We start from the raw sequence: 17,164 nt of genomic DNA, 5'->3' as shown, positions 1-17,164 counted from the left end.
TCGCCATCATCCCCTACGGCTGTGACAACTCCGTGGCGCGAGCGCGAGCAGGCCGAGCCGGTCAGGGTATAAGGTCAGCACACGCCAGTGCGGGGAATCCGGTGCAAGTCCGGAACGGTCGCGCCGCTGTGAACGACGGTCAACTGAGAATCGACGTGAGTCAGAGTGCCGCGCTGGTAACCGGTTCAAACGAACTGCCGACGCGTGATCGGCGAAAGGACAGGCAGATGACTGCTTCCACCAAGGCGGCACCCGCATCTCGGGCGCTCGCGGTACCCAATCTCTCCGTCGCCAGCGCGGCACTGTGGCTCAGCCTCACCGTGCTGCTGGCGTCGATGGCCTACTACTTCCTGGGCTACGACCAGGGCGCGGTGTCGGTGTTCGGTTCCGACACCCACATCCACGAGTTCGTCCACGACGCCCGCCACTTCCTCGGCTTCCCCTGCCACTGAGCGAATCTGAGCCAGGAGACAAATAAACATGGAGAAGAAGTTCATCGGCGCCGGCCTGTTCTCAGGCCTGATCGCCGGAATTCTGTCGTATCTGTTCGCCCGACTGTTCATCGAACCGCAGGTCGCCAAGGCCATCGACTACGAGGATCTGCGTTCGGGCGCCGAGGAGGAACTCGAGATCGCGGCGGGCGGACACGTCCACGGTGAGGGTGGCGAGGTGTTCACCCGCGCCATGCAGCAGAACCTCGGTGCCGGAGTCGGCACGCTGGTGTTCGCGTTGTGCATGGGCGCGTTCTTCGCAGTCGCGTTCACCGTGCTGTGGACCTATGTCGGACGGCGTTACCCTGCGACCGATCCGCGGTGGCTCGCCGGCGCACTCGGGGTGATCGGGTTCGTGTCTTTCTTCGCGGTTCCGTTCTTCGCGTACCCGGCGAATCCGCCGGCGGTCGGCGACGACGACACCATCGGCGCGCGCTCGGGTGCATTCCTGACCATCACGTTGATCTCGGTGGGCGCGGCGATTGCGGCCGTCGTGTTCGCGTTCTGGTTGCGCCCCCGCATCGGCGGGCTCGTCTCGGCCATCGTGAGCGTGGTGGGGTACCTGGCGGTGATCACCGTCGCGGTGACTCTGCTGCCGGAGTTCCACGAGGTGCCCAAGGAGTTGCGCAACGACCAGGGCGTGATCGTCGCCCCCGGGTTCCCCGGTGACGTCATCGGCGACTTCCGGGTGTACGTGATCGCCAACCAGGTGATCCTGTGGACCGTGCTGACCGTCGTGTTCGCCCTGGTTCTCGGCTACCTGGCGCGGCCTAAGACGTCGGCGACGGCGTCGAAGGGCATCACGGCCGAGGTCAACTGAGGTCATGCAGATCATCACCGCCGGCCGCACCGGCCCCAATCGGGACCTGCGGTTCGGCGGTGATCTGTCTCTGGACGACGCCGGACGGCGCACGGTCAACGATTTGCGACGCACGGTCAGCGATATGGGGCGCACGGTCAGCGGGCCAGAGACGGTGGCGCTGGAGACGTCGGCGCTCTTGAGTGGGCAGTTCGACGTCGACGACGCATTGCGCACGATGGACTTCGGGGAGTGGGCAGGGAAGCTGCCCGAGGAGATCGATCCTTCGGCACTCGGCCTCTGGTTTTCGACTCCGGATGCGTGCCCGCACGGCGGGGAGACGGTGGCCGACTTTGTTGCGCGCATTCATGACTGGCGTGCGTCGGCGACGTTCGGGGTGTGCGTGGTGTCGATGCCGGTCGCGCAGGCGTTGCTCGTCGACGATGCTGCAGGCTACTTCGCAATCGAGGTCCGGCCGGCGACGTCGTATCAACTCTGATTCTGGTTGCCATGGCGCTCGCTTTCCGAGCGCCGTGGCAACCAGTGCGACGGTGAAACATTTAGGCCCAAGTGTGTCTTTACTTCCGGAGTGACACCTGACACAGTGAAACTGAAACGTGTTTTAGTTGTCTCGAGATGCGAGGTGGAGATGTTCGAGTGGTCCGACGAGGATCTGATGGTGCGCGACGCCCTGCGGGCGTTCATCGACAAGGAGATCCGACCGCACATCGATGAGCTCGAGACCGGGCAGCTGCCGCCCTACGACATCACCCGCAAGCTGCTGTCGACCTTCGGTGTCGACGCCATGGCCAACGACGCCTTGGAGAAGGAGCTCGCCGCCGAGGCTGAGGGCAAGAAATCGTCGGGTGGCGGTGGCGGCAGCATGGCCTCGTCGATGTTCATGATCGTCAACATCGAACTTGCCGGTGTCTGCCTCGGACTCGTCGGATCGATGGGCGTCAGCATGGGGCTCACGGCGTCGACGATCCGCGGCAAAGGCACTCTCGCACAGAAGAAGCGGTGGCTTCCCGAGCTGGTCACGATGGAGAAGGTGGGCGCGTGGGCGATCACCGAACCCGACTCCGGCTCCGACGCACTGGGCGGCATGAAGACCACGGTCAAGCGCGACGGCGACGACTACATCCTCAACGGGCAGAAGACCTTTATCACCAATGGCCCGTACGCCGACACCATCGTGGTGTTCGCCAAGCTCGACGACGGCAGCAACACCCCGATGCGTGACCGCAAGGTGCTGTCCTTCGTCCTCGACAAGGGGATGCCGGGTCTCACCCAGGGCAAGGCGTTCAAGAAGATGGGCATGATGAGTTCGCCGACCGGTGAGCTCTTCTTCGACAACGTGCGCCTCGGCAAGGACCGTCTCCTCGGCGAGACCGAGGACACCGGCGAGGATTCACGCGGTTCGGAAGGTGCGAAGGCCGGCTTCACCGCCGAGCGGGTCGGCATCGCGGCGCTGGCGATGGGCATCATCAACGAATGCCTGCGTCTGTCCCTCGATTACGCCAAGACACGCAAGTTGTGGGGCCAGGAGATCGCGCAGTTCCAGCTCATCCAGCTCAAGCTTGCCGAAATGGAAGTCGCGCGAATCAATGTGCAGAACATGCTCTTCAGTGCGATCGAGCGGACTCAGGCCGGCAAGCCGCTGAGCCTGTCGGAGGCGTCGGCGATGAAGCTGTACTCGTCCAAGGCCGCGACCGACGTCGCGATGGAGGCGGTGCAGCTCTTCGGTGGAAACGGCTACATGGCCGAGTACCGCGTCGAGCAGCTTGCGCGAGATGCCAAGTCGCTCATGATCTATGCCGGCAGCAACGAGATCCAGGTGACCCACGTCGCCAAGGGGTTGTTGCGCGGCTGAGCCTTATTCACTCGGTGATCATCAACACGATGAGAGCGATGTTGAGCATGACGATCATCGCCGCCGCGGCCCCTGCGACGATCTGCAGGGGTCGCGAGTCGGTGAAGGAGCCCATGAGCTTGCGGTCGGCGGTGAGCCGACCCAGCGGGATGATGGCGAAGGGGATGCCGAAGCTCAGCACCACCTGGCTGATCACCAGGGCCCAGGTGGGTTCGACACCGACCCAGAGCACCACCAGTGCCGGGACGAGGACGAGTGTTCGGCGCAACAGGAGCGGCACTCGAACGTGCAGCAGGCCCTCCATGATCGACGCGCCGGCATACGACCCGACCGACGTCGCGGCGAGACCCGACGCCAGTAGGCCGATGGCAAAGAAGGTGGCGACGGTCGGACCCATGGCGTCCTGCACCGCGGTGTAGGCGCCTTCGATGGTGTCGGTGCCCTCCTTGCCGCGGAGATTCTGTGCGGCAAGGAGCAGCAGCGCGATGTTGACCGCTCCGGCGATCAGGAGCGCGATCACCACGTCCCAACGGGTGACACGCACGAGCCGGCGCTTGTCCTCGTCGGTGTGGTTGGCGCCGTGTCGGTCGATCACCAGGGACGAGTGCAGGTAGATCGCGTGCGGCATGACCGTCGCACCGAGCATGCTGGCCGCGAGAAGGACCGTCTCCGGGCCTTGCAGGTGGGGGATGAGCCCGCCGAGAACGTCGGTCGCCGGGGGAGGATTGATCACCAGGCCGGTGAGGAAGCCGACCACGATGACCGCGAGCATCGTGAGGATGACGCGTTCGAAGACCTTCTGCTGCCGCGGATTCTGCAGGAGCAGGATGATCATGGAGACGACGCCGACGATCAGCCCGCCGACCACCAGCGGCAGGTCGAACAGCAACTGCAGAGCGATCGCACCACCCACGATCTCAGCGAGATCGGTTGCCGCAGCCACAATTTCGGCTTGTACCCAGTAGGCGCGCCGAGAGCGCCGCGACAAACGTTTGCCCAGCAGTCCGGGCAGGCTCTGGCCGGTGACGATGCCCAGCTTGGCCGACTGGTACTGGATCAGCATCGCGATCAGGTTGGCCATCACCAGGACCCAGACGAGCAGGAATCCGTAGCGGGCGCCCGCGGTGATGTTGGCTGCGACATTCCCGGGGTCGACGTAGGCGATCGCCGCGACAAACGCAGGACCCATCAGGGCGGCATTGCGCACCTTTGCGCCACTGGGTGTGTACTGCGCTGCGCGTAGCGATGCCATGGCGACCAATCTTGCACGAAATCTGATTGAGTTCAAGCTGGACGAAACAAAAGTTTCGGTCGCCCGAAACTACCCGGGTGGCCGAGTGTCCGTGCTGGTAGGGGCGGCATCTTGGGTGAGCCGCCAAATACGGTCCCTGGACATCGGTGTTTCGTAGGGTCGGACTCCAATCGCACGACGGATGGCGTTGGCCAACGCGGGTGCGACGGGGTTGTAGGGGGATTCGCTCATCGACTTGGCGCCATACGGCCCGAGGTCGTCGCTGGTCTCGGCGAAGAAGACCTCGGTCGGCGGAATGTCGGCCATCTGCGGCACCCGATAGGTCCGGAACACCGAGGTGATCGGAACGCCCTTGCCGTCGAGGATGATCTCCTCGTAGAGCGACGACCCGATGGCCTGAGCGACGCCGCCCTCGACCTGGCCGAGGCACTGCTGAGGATTCATCACCGTGCCGGCGTCGGCGGCGTGCACCGAGTGCAGGATGCGGACCGTGCCGGTGTCGACGTTGACCGCCACCCGGAACGCCTGCACGTTGAAGGCGATGGAACGCAGGTCGCCGCGCTCCTCGCCGACGGCGGTCAACCGGGTGCCGCCGGGGTCTCGGTGCTGGTCGTCGGACGCTGCGATGAGCTCGGCGAAGTCGAGCATTCGTTCACCGACGAGCACCCCGTCGGCGGTGACGGTCACCTCGTCGGGTGTGCATCCGGTGATGGCGGTCGCGGTTTCGATGAGCGTCGTACGCAATGCCAGACATGCCGCGTGCAAGGCCTTGCCCGCGACGGTGGTACCTGCGGATGCGAAAGCGCCGGTGTCATAGGTGGCGGCGTCGGTGTCACCGTGGTGTAGGTGCACGCGGTCGGGCGTCGTCTGGAGTGTGGTCGTGGCGATCTGGAGGTGCACGGTGGTGGTACCGTTGCCGAATTCGCTTGTGCCGATGCCGATGTCGTAGTTGCCCTGGGCGTCGACGCTGACCCGTACCGACGACAGGTGTCCGCGGGGTGCCATCGTGGCGATGGCCGCAAGTGCCATACCGTCGCCGACGCGCCAGGCGCTGCCCTCGGGTGCCGGCACGCCGTTGCCGCGCTCGAGGGCGCGCTGAGCGAGGTCGAGGCACTGATCGAGGCCGTAGCTGCCGTACAGCAGATCGGGTTCGGGTTCGGGGTGGGTGATGAGCAGTGGATCCCCATCGCGCACGGCATTGATGCGCCGCATCTCGAACGGGTCGATGCCGAGGTCGAGCGCCAACTCGTCCATCGCGCTCTCGATCGCGAAGATCACCTGGCCCAGACCGTAGCCGCGGAAGGCGCCCGACGGCGGATTGTTGGTGTAGACGACCTCCGCGTCGACCCACTTCACCGGGCAGTTGTAGACCGACACCGATTCGGCGCATGCGTGGAACATCACGCCGATCGCGTGATTGCCGTACGCACCGGTGTCCGAGAGCACGTCGATGCGCAACGCGGTCAGTCGTCCGTCGGCGTCGGCGCCCAGATCCACCGACACGCGGAACGGGTGACGATAGGTGGTGCGGGTCATCTCGTCGGTGCGCGTCATCTCGTACCCGCACGGCCGGCCGGTGCGCAGGACGGCAAGTGCCACGAGATCTTCGGTGAGCAGTTCCTGCTTGCCGCCGAAGCCGCCGCCCACGCGTGCGCTGAACACTCGAATCTTGTCGGTCGGCAGATCGAGGAGCAATGCGAGCTCGTCGCGCACGAGGAACGGCACCTGCGTGCTGGTACGGATCACCAGTCGGCCGTCGTCGTCGAACCATCCGATGCTGCCGTGGGTTTCCAATTGCGCGTGCGACACGCGCCCCGTGCTCCACGTTCCCGAGACGGTGGCTGCGGACTCCTCGAGCGCGGTGTCGACGTCGCCGCCGAAACCCTGGTGGAAGTCGGCGATGACGTTGCGGTCGGCGTGGTTCACACGATCGAGCGGCGTGCGATCCGGATGGATCAGGGGTGCGCCCGGGCGGCGTGCTTCCTCCGGGTCGAAGACCGCGGGCAGCACCTCGTAGGTGACCTCGATCAGGCGACAGGCCTCCTCGGCGATCGCAGCAGTGGTCGCGACGACGGCCGCCACGCGCTGGCCGACGAACCGGACGACGGGGTCGAGCACGAGGCTGTCGTCGGGATCGTCCTCGCGATGCTCGTGCCGAGCCGTGGAAAACCTTCGGGTGGAGACGTTCTCATGCGTCAGGATCAGTTCGACGCCGGGCAGCGTGGCAGCTTCGGTGGTGTCGATCGCGGTGATGCGTGCGTGCGGATGAGGGGAGGGTAGGACGCGGATGAACAACATGCCGTCGACCGCGACATCGAAGGTGTACGGCTCGGTGCCGGTGACCACCCGCCGGGCGGCGATGGGGTTGGCGGATGTGCCGACTGTGGCGGAGCAAGCCTCGGAGGGTTGGGGAGGTGTTGTCGCCAGGCCTTCGAGGCTCGTCGCTAGCGCTCCTCGCACCTCAGGCAGCGGATTGGTTGGTTGCTCCTTTTCGGCAACGGCGGAGGTGATGGAATCGCGGATCGCGCGATATCCGGTGCAGCGGCACAGGTTTCCCTTCATGCGCCGCGGCAGGTCGTCGAGGTCGTCGGGCTCGAGGGTCGACGCGGTGACGATCATGCCTGCCGTGCAGAACCCGCACTGAAAACCGAAGTTGTCGACGAAGGACTGCTGCACGGGATGAAGGTCGTCGGGTGTGCCGAGTCCTGCGACCGTGGTGACGGAACGATCCTCGGCACGCTGAGCCGGAAAGATGCAGGAGTGCACCGGATTTCCGTCAACAAGAACCGTGCAGGCACCGCAATCGCCTGCGTCGCAACCCTTCTTGACCTCGAAGTGAGCATGGTCGCGCAGCAGGGTGCGCAGACATTGTCCGGGATCGGGACTCGCGTCGACCGCCTCGCCGTTGATCTCGAATCTCATGACACCGCACCCACCAACTCGGCGCGAATCTCCTCGGCGAACACCATCGACGTCGCGCGTCGCCAGTCGGCAGCACCGAGCGGGTCCGTGTAGTAGCCCGCGGCGGAACCGACATCGTCACGCAGACGATCGGTGTCCGGCATCGACGGATAGCGCAGAACCGTAGGCCATTCGGTGGCCGCCGTGATCCCGACAACCACCGTGCCGTCTTCGTCGAGGCGACCGGTCATCACGACACCGGACCGACCCAGCTCTGCGAGAGCGATCTTCCGAAAGGCAGTCGTGCCGCGCAATGCGTGTGCGGGGAAATCGATGGCCCGCAGGACTTCTCCGCTCTCCAGCGTGTTGGTTCCATTGCCGGTGACCAGCTCGCTGACGGGAATGTCGCGGTCGGTGCCGTCGGGCCGCCAGATGTGCGCGCTCCCGTCGAGCGCAACAGTCAGCGAGACCATCGATGCGGCGGCGAACGAGCGGCAGATGTTTCCGCCCACAGTGGCCATGTTCCAGATCTTGAACGACGCGAGGAGTGCGTTGGCGCACTGGGCGAAGAGTGGATGTGCCCGCCATCCGGACTGCGGCCGAAGTGCTGCCAATTCGGCGATGGGGCAGTTGGCGGCGATCCGGAGGCCGCCGTCGGGCCTGTATTCGATTGCAGGCCAACCGATGCGGCTGATGTCGACCAGGCCGTCGACGTCGATCTGGGGTTCGGAAAACATCCATGTGCCACCGGCCACGATGCGCTCTCCGGGCGCCAGGGCGAGATCGGCTCGATCGTGCGCGAACCGATATCCGGTGACGGTGTGCAGATCCATCAGCCGGCCCGGTCGATCAGGAGACGATGCTGCGTTGCGACCTCGGCGGTGACACTGTCGAGGTCGACGGTCTGCATCTCACCATTGTCGATCAGCTTTCGGCCGTGCACCCACGACGCCTTGATGGGCGGGATCGCGCCGAGGACCAAGGCCGCGACCGGGTCGTCGATGTCGCGGTGCGCGACGGTGGTCAGGTCCCAGAGGACGAGGTCGGCGAACTTGCCCGGCTCGATCGATCCGATCTCGTCGGCGCGCCCGAGCACTCGGGCACCACCGAGGGTGGCGAGTTCGATGGCGGTACGTGTGGACAACGCGGTGGGTCCGCCCTTCGCCCTGGCCATCAGCACGGCCTGATGGGCTTCCTCGAGCAGTCGGCACGATTCATTCGACGCCGCACCGTCCACGCCGAGCCCGACCGGCACTCCGGCATCGACCAGTTCCCGGGTGCGGCAGATCCGGTTGCCCAGACGGGCATTCGACGTCGGACAGTGGGCGACACCGGTCGAGGTCGCGGCCAGGCGACCAATTTCGTCGTCGTCGAACTCGATGCCGTGCGCGAACCACACGTCGTCGCCCACCCACCCGACCGACTCCATGTATTGCAGTGGAGTGCAACCGAAATGCTCATCGCAGTAGGTGTTCTCGTCCAGCGACTCGGCCAGGTGGGTATGCATCCGCACGCCGAGTTCGCGTGCGAGGAGCGCGGATTCGCGCAGCAGGTCGGTGGTGACGGAGAACGGGGAGCAGGGCGCGAGGGCGATGCGCACCATCGCGCCGGGGTCTGGGTTGTGCCACCGGTTGACCGCATCACTGCTCGCGGTGAGGATCTCGTCGAGCGATTGCACCACCGAGTCGGGTGGCAGTCCGCCGTCCTTCTCAGAGAGGTCCATCGACCCGCGGGTCGGATGGAATCGCAGCCCGATCTCACCGGCTGCAGCGATCTCGGCGCCCAGCAGATCGCCACCTTCACGCGGGAACACATAGTGATGATCGGTGGTGGTGGTGCACCCGGACAGGGCGAGCTGGCTCAGACCGCCCAACGCGGCGGCATGAACGGCCGGCTCGTCGATTCCGGCCCAGATGGGGTAAAGCGTGGTCAGCCACTGGAAGAGGGTGTGATCGGCGGCCAGTCCGCGGGTGATCCATTGGTAGAGGTGATGGTGGGTGTTCACCAGACCGGGTGTCAGCACGCATCCGGAGCCGTCGATCCGGGTCACGTCGTCGCCCACCTCGATCGGTCCCTGGCCGACGGCCGCGATCCGGTCGCCGTCGATGAGGACCGATGCCGATTCCAATTCCCGTCGCGCGGTGTCGACGGTCACGACATGACAGTTCTCGATCAGGGTCTGGGCGGCCACCGCGACAGGCTACGGCGGCGAGATTACAGCCGGATTTCGGTGGACGTGTGCGCAGCTCATCCGGTATGCGGAGGGTCGTCGGCGGTGCCGGATTGATAGGGTTAGGCGCATGGTCGGGTCTCCTAGTTTCACCGCGCGCTTGCGTGGGGGCTATGTGGGCGCCGTATCCGGTACGGCCTCGCTCGCCGCGCACTGCATGGGCGGCGGTTCCCTCCCGTCCAGCGAGACCCTGATGGTGCTTGTCGGCGGTTGCGTCGCGGTCGGGGTGTGGAGTGCGGGCCGCGCAGGCCGAAACCTCACCGATCTGATCGTCCAGTTGTGCCTCGGGCAGTTCGCCGGGCACATCCTGCTCGCCGCTTCGGCCGAACACATGCACGGCTCGACGATGGGCGTGACACCCTCGCCGCTGATGGCCGGCGCTCACCTCGCCATGGCGGTGGCCGTGGCCCTGGGCCTCGTGGTCGCCGAGTCGTTGGTCGAGCTGATCGCCCGCACCGCACTGCGGTGGACGATCTGTCTCGGATCGCCGCCGCCCACCGCGGAAGCGCCGTGGCGACCCACACTGTGGCAACTCCCGGTTCGATCGCTGCGTTCGCGGCTCGCCGGTGGCGGAGGGGTCAGCCGAGCGCCACCCGTCGCCGCGTCGCCCGCCTGCTGACCTCAGCGGGTTCTGGTTGCCCTTTTCCCCTCGGATTCTTCGACATTCGAGGGGTCTGACCGTGCTGCGCGCGAGTTCGCCGCGGTGAACGCGCCACGCGCCGCCTTCTACCTTCAGCCCCGATCGGCCTTGATCATTCCCTCTGGGTCGATCATTCGTGAAAGTACGTACCCATGACGGACCTTCTGTCCTCACCTTCCGTTCCTCCACCCGTCCCGTCGCAAGACGACTCTCCGCCGGAAACGTCGACAACGTCCGCCGGCAACTGGCGACCGCTGATGATGCGCCTGCACTTCTATGCCGGTGTGCTGATCGGGCCGTTCATCCTCGTGGCCGCGCTCACCGGCGCCCTCTACGCAGCTGCCCCGACCATCGAACGAGTCGTCTACGGCGACGTGCTGAGCGTCGACGCCACCGGCTCATCCGTGCCGCTGACCGCGCAGGTCGCGGCCGCACAGCAGGCGAATCCTGGCCTGTCCGTGACCGGGGTGCGGCCCCCGGCGTCGGCCACCGATTCCACTCGGATCTACTTCGCCGACCCGGCACTCGGTGAGGAGAAGCTGCGCGCTGTGTTCGTCGACCCCTACTCCGGGAAGGTGCTGGGCAGCGAGCCGACCTGGTTCGGATATCTGCCATTGAGCAGCTGGCTCGACGGCTTCCACAGCAACCTGCAGCTCGGTGAGACGGGCGCGCTCTACAGCGAGCTCGCGGCGTCGTGGTTGTGGGTGGTCGCCCTCGGTGGTCTCTACCTGTGGTGGCGTCGGTTCCGGCAGGCTCGAGCACGCGGACGGCGCGGCCGGTTCTTCGGGGTCGACCGCTCGGTGACCGGTCGGGCCCGTACGGTGAATTGGCATGGTGCGGCGGGTGTGTGGATTCTCGTCGTGCTCGTCTTCCTCTCGGCCACCGGTATCACATGGTCGACGCATGCGGGTGAACATGTCACCGAGTTGCGTACCGCGATGTCTTGGGAGCGCCCCGATCTGGCCACCTCGCTTCCCGCGGCATCTGACGCCGCCGGAGGTCATGCCGGGCATTCGATGGCCACACCGACCGTCGACTTCTCGACGATCGACTTCGATCGGGTCGTCGCTGTGGCCGCAGCGGCCGGAGTGCGCACGCCCCTCGAAGTGACGCTGCCCAGCGAGCCGGGGCAGGCGATCAGTGTCGCCGAGATCGAGAAGCCCTATCGCCTGTCCAGCGATGCGGTGGCCATCGACCCCACGACGATGCAGACCGCGGGCCGCGTGGACTACGACAGCGACTACTCGCTGATGGCGAAGCTCGCCGACTGGGGGATCCGCGCGCACATGGGATTCCTGTTCGGCTTCCTCAACCAGCTCTTGTTGCTGGTCGTCGCGCTCACTCTCGTCACGGTGATCATCCGGGGGTACCGGATGTGGTGGCAGCGCCGACCCACGCGCGGTGGCGCCTGGGGCGTCGGACGAGCTCCTCGTCGCGGCGGCATCCGTCAGATCCCGTGGCCTGCCGCGGTTGTGCTGGTGGCGGCGGCCGTTGCAGTGGGATGGTTCCTGCCGCTGCTCGGCTGGACGCTGCTGGCGTTTCTCGTGGTCGACGCGGCGCTGGCTCTGATCGCTTGGGGGCGCCACCGGACGGCCGCGGAAGTATCGGCTGCACGAAAGGGCAAGTGAGGTGACCACATTCAGAACGAGCGGTCGCGCGATCGTGTTGGTGGTCGCTGTGGCCTTGACGTTGTTTGTCGCCGCGTGCGGCGACAGCGGTGACGACAAGGCAGATCTCACCGTGGCCAACCAGTGGGTGAAGGCGGTCCCGCAGGGACAGATGACGGCGGCCTTCGGCGTCCTGACCAACACCACCGACAGCGACATCCATGTGACGGCTGCATCATCGCCTGCCGCCGGCCGCATGGAATTGCACGAGGTTGTCCCCGGTGTCGGCGGTGCGATGCAGATGAGGCAGAAGGACGGCGGGTTCGTCATCTCGGCACACGGCTCCTTGGAGTTGACGCCCGGCGGTTACCACCTGATGATGTTCGACCTGCCTGCACCTTTGACCCCGGGCGAGGACGTCGCGATCACATTGACGCTCTTCGACGGAAGTACGACCTCGTTCTCGGCCCAGGTGCGGGACTTCGCGGGTGCGAACGAGGACTACGGCCCCGGACACGGCATGCCCACCAGCACCACGGCACCTGGCGCCTGAGCGGTGTGACATGTCGAGAACGGAACTGAGCCGGCGGCGCCTCCTCGGGGGAGGCGCCGCCGCGCTCGGCGCCATCGGGGCGGGTGCTGCAGTATCGACGCTGGCGTCGTCCGGTGCGGTCACCGGTCCAGCGGGCCAGGAATTCGGACGGCACACGGTGCCGTTCTTCGGTGACCATCAGGCCGGGATCGAGACGCCGCCGCAGGCGCACGCCGTGTTCATCGCTCTGGATCTGAGGCCGGGATCGACGACGCGAGAGGCGATTTCGATCCTGAAGTTGTGGACCGCGGACGCCGCCCGATTGACCGCGGGTGCGGCTGCCCTCGCCGACACCGAGCCCGAACTCGCCACTTCGCCGTCGCGCCTGACGGTCACGGTCGGGTTCGGTCCGACGCTGTTCGAGCGGCTACGACTCCAGTCCCCGGCGTCGGTGCGGCCACTGCCGTCCTTCGGGATCGACGCCCTCGAGCCGGAATGGGGTGGGGGCGACCTGCTCCTGCAGCTTTGTTGCGATGATCCGACGACGCTGGCCCACGCGCAGCGCGTGTTGTTGAAGAACACCCGAAAGCTCGCCACCATCCGGTGGATTCAGCGTGGCTTCCGGCCGGCCCGGGGCGCGCACCCCGACGGCCAGACGATGCGCAACCTGATGGGATCGGTCGACGGGACCGTCAACCCCCGATCGGGTAGCGGCGACTTCGCCGACGTCGTCTGGGCAGGGCCGGACCAGGGGTGGCTCGCCGGCGGCACCACGATGGTGATCCGCCGCATCCGCGTCGAACTCGATACCTGGGACGAACTCGATCGGCACGGACGAGACCTCGCCATCGGCCGCCATCAGGACACCGGTGCTCCGCTCACCGGAAGTCACGAAGACGACGAGCCCGACTTCGCGGCGACCAAACGGGGCATCCCGGTGATCCCGGCGAACTCCCACATCGCGCGTGCCCACGCGAAGGGGCCGCGGGAACGTTTTCTGCGGCGGGCCTACAACTTCGACGACGTGCCGTCTGGCGGTGCCACGACGAACGCGGGCCTGATCTTCACGACGTTTCAGCGAGACATCGACACCCAGTTCATCCCGGTACAGCAACGGCTGGCCGAGGCTGACCTGCTAAACGAATGGACGACGCCGATCGGGTCGGCGGTCTTCGCGATCCCGCCCGGTGTCGCCGCGGGCCGGTATCTCGGACACCAGCTGTTCGAGAGCTAGACGCGTTCTTCGACCACCTGCCGGCTCGCTGACCTGGGCAAATACGTCAGCGTCGTGCTCGCAGAATCTAGGGGAAGAGTTTTCCTCCCCTAGGTTCAGAGTCCTCCCCCAGAAGTTTCTAGGGGAGGACTCTAAGGGTAGGGGACGAAGTTTCTTCCCCTATTTTCTGCGGGCGCCACGAGCGTGTGGCGCGTTCCGCGGAACGCGCCGATCGACAGTCGCGGGCTCGACGACGCAGGTGCTCGCGTTTCTCCCCTTTGCGCGCAGTGCATCGCGCGCAGATGGGAGACATGCGAGCAGATGTCGCCAGCACCCTCTGAGCGGAAGCGTCCGCCGCCGAGATGGTGGTCCAAGACCGCCGCCGACGCGCATTGTCGGCGTGTCGCGATCTCAGGAACCGCGTGTCTGGTGAGAAACCCGGTGCGCACCAGAGGTTTCCGACCGCACTGGCGGTTTCTGGCCACGAATGCGGTGTCTGCGACGAGGCGCGCTCTTCCCGCCTTCACGATCGTCGACGGGGCGGCGGGTGGGTCGCTGCTCCGATCTCAGACGCGTTCTTCGACGACGCGCCGACTCGCCGGGATGGTGAGTGCGACGACGCTCGCAACGACGCAGGCGCCCAGCGAGATTCCCGCGGACCACAGATAGCCCACTTCGCTGGGCACCGCGATCGTCTGGCCGTCGGGGGCGGTGGCCGCGATCATCGACCACGTCAGGATCATCCCGACGACGGCCGCCGACATCGACGTCCCGACCACTCGCATGAGGGCGTTGACGCCGTTGGCCTCGCCGGTCTGTTCGACGCGTACCGCCCGCATGATCAGCGACGGCATCGCCGAGTACGCGATTCCCAGCCCGGCGCCGATCAGGCAGCTGATGGTGACCATCAACCCCCAGTTCAGGGCCCACGGCCCGGCGATCGCGACGATGAACACGATGTAGCCGGTACCGATCACCAGCCCGCCGAGCGACAGCGAGATCCGCGGCCCGAAGGCATCCGTGAGCCGACCGCTGATATGGGAGAAGACGAACATCAGCAGACCGCTCGGGGCGAGGATCAGACTCGCCGTGAGCATGTCGAAGCCGAGTCCGTTGGGGCTCGAGGTCGGCGCCATCAGGAGCTGGATCGGGATCAGCTGCATCGAATAGAACGCGAATCCGGTCGCCACGGATGCGACATTGGTCAGCAGGACGGGACGCTCGACGACCACCGCGAGGTCGATCAGAGCGTTGGCGTGATGACGCTCGAAGTACGACCACAGGGCGCCGACCACGATGAAAGCGGCAAACAGTCCGAGGGTCAGTGGACTCGTCCACCCCCACGCCGATCCCTTGGACAAGGGCAGGAGAAGGCAGACGAGCATCGCGGCGAGTCCGGCCGCGCCGATCAGGTCGAAGCGGCCGCCGCTGCGGGTCGGGCTCTCCGGGACGGTGATCGCGATGCCGATGGCGCCCAGGATTCCGGCGGCGGCGCACGCCCAGAACAGGGCATGCCAGCTGAGATGCTGGGCGATGGACGCGGCGAACGGCAGGCCCAGTGCGCCGCCGACACCGAGCGACGCACTCATGGTGCCGACCGACGAACCGAGGTGTCGGGGCGGCACGATGTCGCGCATCACGCTGATACCCAGCGCGATGGTGCCGAAACCGAGGCCCTGCAGACCCCGACCGATCAGGAACGGGACCAGCGCCGTCGACAGCGCACACACCATCGAACCGATGGCCACGCAGCTCATGCTGCCGATCAGGGCGAGTCGCTTGCCGTACATGTCGCCGAGACGACCACCGATCGGTGTGATCACGGCACCGACGAGCAGGGTGATGGTGAGCGCCCAGGATGTGTTGCCGGGATCGGCGTGCAGCAGCGTCGGCAGCTGGGGGATGAGCGGCACAATGATCGTCTGCATCAGCGCCACTACGATGCCCGCCGCACAGAGCACGGTGACCGCAGCGCGGGGGTGCCGTTCGATCGGTTCCGGTGCGCCTGCCACTCCGGGCACATCCGTCCCGCACGTCGCGCTCACTGTTCTGCACACCTCCGCTCTGGATGCTATCCCGGCCGATCGATCGTTCGGATCGAGGGCCCGCACTCGGGGAGCGGGAGTATTCGAGTGGTCAGGTCGTCGCCTGGCGGTAGGGAATCGAATCGCTGACAGTGGCGTCGACGAGGATGGGCTGACCGAGTTGCGGGAAGGCGCGCTGCGCACACGCGGGTCGGCTGCACACCTTGCAGCCCGCACCGATCGGCACGACGGTCGTTTCGTCGGCGAGGTCGATGCCGCTGGCGTAGATGAGCCGTTCGGCATGCGAGACGTCGCAGCCGAGACCGATGGCGAAGCTCTTGCGCGGCGACAGGAAGCCCTGCTGTTCGTCGGTGGTGCGGGCCAGCCAGAAGTAGGAGCGCCCGTCGGGCATCTGCGACACCTGCGTAGCGATGCGGCCCGGCGTCGAGAAGGCGTCGTGCACCACCCACAAGGGGCAGCTGCCACCGACGCGGGAGAAGTGAAAGGCCGTGGCGGACTGACGTTTTGAAATGTTCCCCGCGCGATCGGTACGCACGAAGATGAATGGCACACCGCGTTTTTGGGCGCGCTGGAGCGTGGACAGCCGATGGCAGACCGTCTCGAAGCCGACGCCGAACCCGAGACTGAGGAGTTCGACGTCGTAGCGCGCCTTCTCGGCCGCGTCGAGGAACCGCTCGTAGGGGAGGAGTAGCGCGCCGGCGAAGTAGTTGGCCAGGCCGATCCGCGCGACGGGTACCGACGCCGGGTGCATGTTGTCGGCCTCGGCGACGAGGGCGTCGATGACCGGACCCTGGGTGAGCAGTGCGAGTTGGGTGGCGAGCTGGAAGGCGCGCTGTCCCGACGAGAGTCGCCCGGCGAGGTGCAGCACGCGGCTGTCCTCGTCGAAGCGACGTTTGGGCCCTCGGGCCGCGCCGGCCGGATCGGGATCGTGGCCGATGGTGACCGAGATGCCGAACTCGTCGCGCAGGAGTTCGGCGAGTTGGAGGTCGAGACCGCCGACCGAGAGCCGATGGTCGACGAAGAGCTGCTCGGCCGCTCGGTCCAGGGAGTCGATGTAGTTCTTGCGGTCGTAGAAAAAGTCGCGGACCTCCTCGAACGGCATCGGAGTGGCCGACGGCGTGCCTTCCGCCGAGACCCGTGCACGATGCCCTTCCAGTTCGGTGTCGGCGGTGACCAACCGGCGATGCATGTTCACCAGCGTCTGCCCGATCGCCGGCATGCGCGCGACCAGCTCGGAGATCTCGGCACGGCTGACGTCGCCGGCGTCGGGTTGTGCGGCCAGTACATCGGCGAGGTCTGCGACCAGGCGTGCGTCGCCGTCCGGCGCGAAGTAGTCGGCGTCGAGGTCGAACTCGCGCGTGAGCGTCAGCAGCACCGGAACGGTGATCGGCCGCTGGTCGTTCTCGAGCTGATTTACGTAACTGGTAGACAGGTCGATCCGCCGCGCCAGACCCGCCTGGGAGAGGCCTCGTTCATCGCGCAGCCGACGAAGCCGCGCACCCACAAACATCTTGGCCATGGGAACAGCATAATCGACACAGCTTCCACAACATTCGCAAAATGGCTCAACGATATTCGCTG

The 17,164-nt window shown here is 66.3% G+C and carries 14 protein-coding genes and 1 riboswitch; of the genes, 8 read left to right on the top strand and 6 right to left on the bottom strand.

Going from position 1 to position 17,164, the window contains the following annotated elements; translation table 11 throughout:
- Positions 1–92 precede the first annotated feature (92 nt).
- A riboswitch (cobalamin riboswitch) is annotated at positions 93–170 on the top strand.
- 57 nt (positions 171–227) lie between these two features.
- The 4 genes from ACWDTF_RS02435 to ACWDTF_RS02420 all read left to right on the top strand — a co-directional run bounded on the left by ACWDTF_RS02435 (position 228) and on the right by ACWDTF_RS02420 (position 3,163).
- A complete protein-coding gene (locus tag ACWDTF_RS02435) occupies positions 228–452 on the top strand; it encodes a CbtB domain-containing protein (RefSeq protein WP_355274456.1) in 225 nt (74 codons plus the stop codon).
- Positions 453–480: 28 nt separating this feature from the next.
- Complete coding sequence (locus ACWDTF_RS02430) at positions 481–1,311, top strand: CbtA family protein (RefSeq protein ID WP_355274453.1); 831 nt, start codon at positions 481–483, stop codon at positions 1,309–1,311.
- A gap of 4 nt (positions 1,312–1,315) precedes the next feature.
- The gene (locus ACWDTF_RS02425) at positions 1,316–1,789 is read left to right on the top strand and encodes a histidine phosphatase family protein (protein ID WP_355274450.1); all 474 of its coding nucleotides are present in this window, start codon (positions 1,316–1,318) and stop codon (positions 1,787–1,789) included.
- A gap of 150 nt (positions 1,790–1,939) precedes the next feature.
- Complete coding sequence (locus tag ACWDTF_RS02420) at positions 1,940–3,163, top strand: acyl-CoA dehydrogenase family protein (RefSeq protein ID WP_240858779.1); 1,224 nt, start codon at positions 1,940–1,942, stop codon at positions 3,161–3,163.
- Positions 3,164–3,170: 7 nt separating this feature from the next.
- Here the strand turns inward: ACWDTF_RS02420 and ACWDTF_RS02415 are convergent, their stop codons facing one another.
- The 4 genes from ACWDTF_RS02415 to ACWDTF_RS02400 all read right to left on the bottom strand — a co-directional run bounded on the left by ACWDTF_RS02415 (position 3,171) and on the right by ACWDTF_RS02400 (position 9,507).
- On the bottom strand, positions 3,171–4,415 hold the full coding sequence (locus ACWDTF_RS02415; RefSeq protein WP_240858785.1) for an Nramp family divalent metal transporter: 1,245 nt from the start codon (positions 4,413–4,415) through the stop codon (positions 3,171–3,173).
- A 69-nt stretch (positions 4,416–4,484) separates the two neighbouring features.
- Positions 4,485–7,337, bottom strand: a complete 2,853-nt coding sequence (locus ACWDTF_RS02410) for a molybdopterin-dependent oxidoreductase (RefSeq protein WP_449753902.1) — start codon at positions 7,335–7,337, stop codon at positions 4,485–4,487.
- The gene (locus ACWDTF_RS02405; RefSeq protein ID WP_355274439.1) at positions 7,334–8,149 is read right to left on the bottom strand and encodes an FAD binding domain-containing protein; all 816 of its coding nucleotides are present in this window, start codon (positions 8,147–8,149) and stop codon (positions 7,334–7,336) included. The genes ACWDTF_RS02410 and ACWDTF_RS02405 overlap by 4 nt, the downstream gene beginning before the upstream one ends.
- The gene (locus ACWDTF_RS02400; protein ID WP_355274436.1) at positions 8,149–9,507 is read right to left on the bottom strand and encodes an 8-oxoguanine deaminase; all 1,359 of its coding nucleotides are present in this window, start codon (positions 9,505–9,507) and stop codon (positions 8,149–8,151) included. Before ACWDTF_RS02400 ends, ACWDTF_RS02405 begins: the two co-directional genes overlap by 1 nt.
- Before the next feature lie 109 nt (positions 9,508–9,616).
- Between ACWDTF_RS02400 and ACWDTF_RS02395 the strand changes: the two genes are divergently transcribed.
- The 4 genes from ACWDTF_RS02395 to ACWDTF_RS02380 all read left to right on the top strand — a co-directional run bounded on the left by ACWDTF_RS02395 (position 9,617) and on the right by ACWDTF_RS02380 (position 13,559).
- Positions 9,617–10,165, top strand: coding sequence for a hypothetical protein (locus ACWDTF_RS02395; RefSeq protein WP_240858803.1), 549 nt, complete (start codon positions 9,617–9,619; stop codon positions 10,163–10,165).
- A 278-nt stretch (positions 10,166–10,443) separates the two neighbouring features.
- Positions 10,444–11,814, top strand: coding sequence for a PepSY-associated TM helix domain-containing protein (locus tag ACWDTF_RS02390; RefSeq protein ID WP_355274433.1), 1,371 nt, complete (start codon positions 10,444–10,446; stop codon positions 11,812–11,814).
- Between the two features lies 1 nt (position 11,815).
- On the top strand, positions 11,816–12,346 hold the full coding sequence (locus ACWDTF_RS02385) for a copper chaperone PCu(A)C (protein WP_240858808.1): 531 nt from the start codon (positions 11,816–11,818) through the stop codon (positions 12,344–12,346).
- Between the two features lie 10 nt (positions 12,347–12,356).
- Positions 12,357–13,559, top strand: coding sequence for a Dyp-type peroxidase (locus ACWDTF_RS02380; RefSeq protein WP_240858815.1), 1,203 nt, complete (start codon positions 12,357–12,359; stop codon positions 13,557–13,559).
- A gap of 545 nt (positions 13,560–14,104) precedes the next feature.
- On the opposite strand, the gene ACWDTF_RS02375 is transcribed toward ACWDTF_RS02380, so the two are convergent.
- Both ACWDTF_RS02375 and ACWDTF_RS02370 read right to left on the bottom strand, forming a co-directional pair.
- The gene (locus ACWDTF_RS02375) at positions 14,105–15,559 is read right to left on the bottom strand and encodes an MFS transporter (protein ID WP_449753957.1); all 1,455 of its coding nucleotides are present in this window, start codon (positions 15,557–15,559) and stop codon (positions 14,105–14,107) included.
- A gap of 115 nt (positions 15,560–15,674) precedes the next feature.
- Positions 15,675–17,102 carry a short-chain fatty acyl-CoA regulator family protein gene (locus ACWDTF_RS02370; RefSeq protein ID WP_355274426.1) on the bottom strand — a complete coding sequence of 476 codons (1,428 nt, stop codon included), beginning with the start codon at positions 17,100–17,102 and terminating at the stop codon, positions 15,675–15,677.
- Positions 17,103–17,164: the final 62 nt, after the last annotated feature.

This window comes from Gordonia sp. NPDC003422 (genome assembly GCF_053588675.1).
Note: the sequence above shows the minus strand (reverse complement) of the source record. Positions and strands in the feature narration are given on the sequence as shown.

Bases quoted from the DNA above. Each gene is read 5' to 3' on its own strand.
- ACWDTF_RS02415 (WP_240858785.1), bottom strand. From the start codon at position 4,415: ATGGCATCGCTACGCGCAGCGCAGTACACACCCAGTGGCGCAAAGGTG.
- ACWDTF_RS02430 (WP_355274453.1), top strand. From the start codon at position 481: ATGGAGAAGAAGTTCATCGGCGCCGGCCTGTTCTCAGGCCTGATCGCC.
- ACWDTF_RS02410 (WP_449753902.1), bottom strand. From the start codon at position 7,337: ATGAGATTCGAGATCAACGGCGAGGCGGTCGACGCGAGTCCCGATCCC.
- ACWDTF_RS02390 (WP_355274433.1), top strand. From the start codon at position 10,444: ATGATGCGCCTGCACTTCTATGCCGGTGTGCTGATCGGGCCGTTCATC.
- ACWDTF_RS02380 (WP_240858815.1), top strand. From the start codon at position 12,357: ATGTCGAGAACGGAACTGAGCCGGCGGCGCCTCCTCGGGGGAGGCGCC.
- ACWDTF_RS02425 (WP_355274450.1), top strand. From the start codon at position 1,316: ATGCAGATCATCACCGCCGGCCGCACCGGCCCCAATCGGGACCTGCGG.
- ACWDTF_RS02420 (WP_240858779.1), top strand. From the start codon at position 1,940: ATGTTCGAGTGGTCCGACGAGGATCTGATGGTGCGCGACGCCCTGCGG.
- ACWDTF_RS02435 (WP_355274456.1), top strand. From the start codon at position 228: ATGACTGCTTCCACCAAGGCGGCACCCGCATCTCGGGCGCTCGCGGTA.
- ACWDTF_RS02405 (WP_355274439.1), bottom strand. From the start codon at position 8,149: ATGGATCTGCACACCGTCACCGGATATCGGTTCGCGCACGATCGAGCC.
- ACWDTF_RS02395 (WP_240858803.1), top strand. From the start codon at position 9,617: ATGGTCGGGTCTCCTAGTTTCACCGCGCGCTTGCGTGGGGGCTATGTG.
- ACWDTF_RS02370 (WP_355274426.1), bottom strand. From the start codon at position 17,102: ATGGCCAAGATGTTTGTGGGTGCGCGGCTTCGTCGGCTGCGCGATGAA.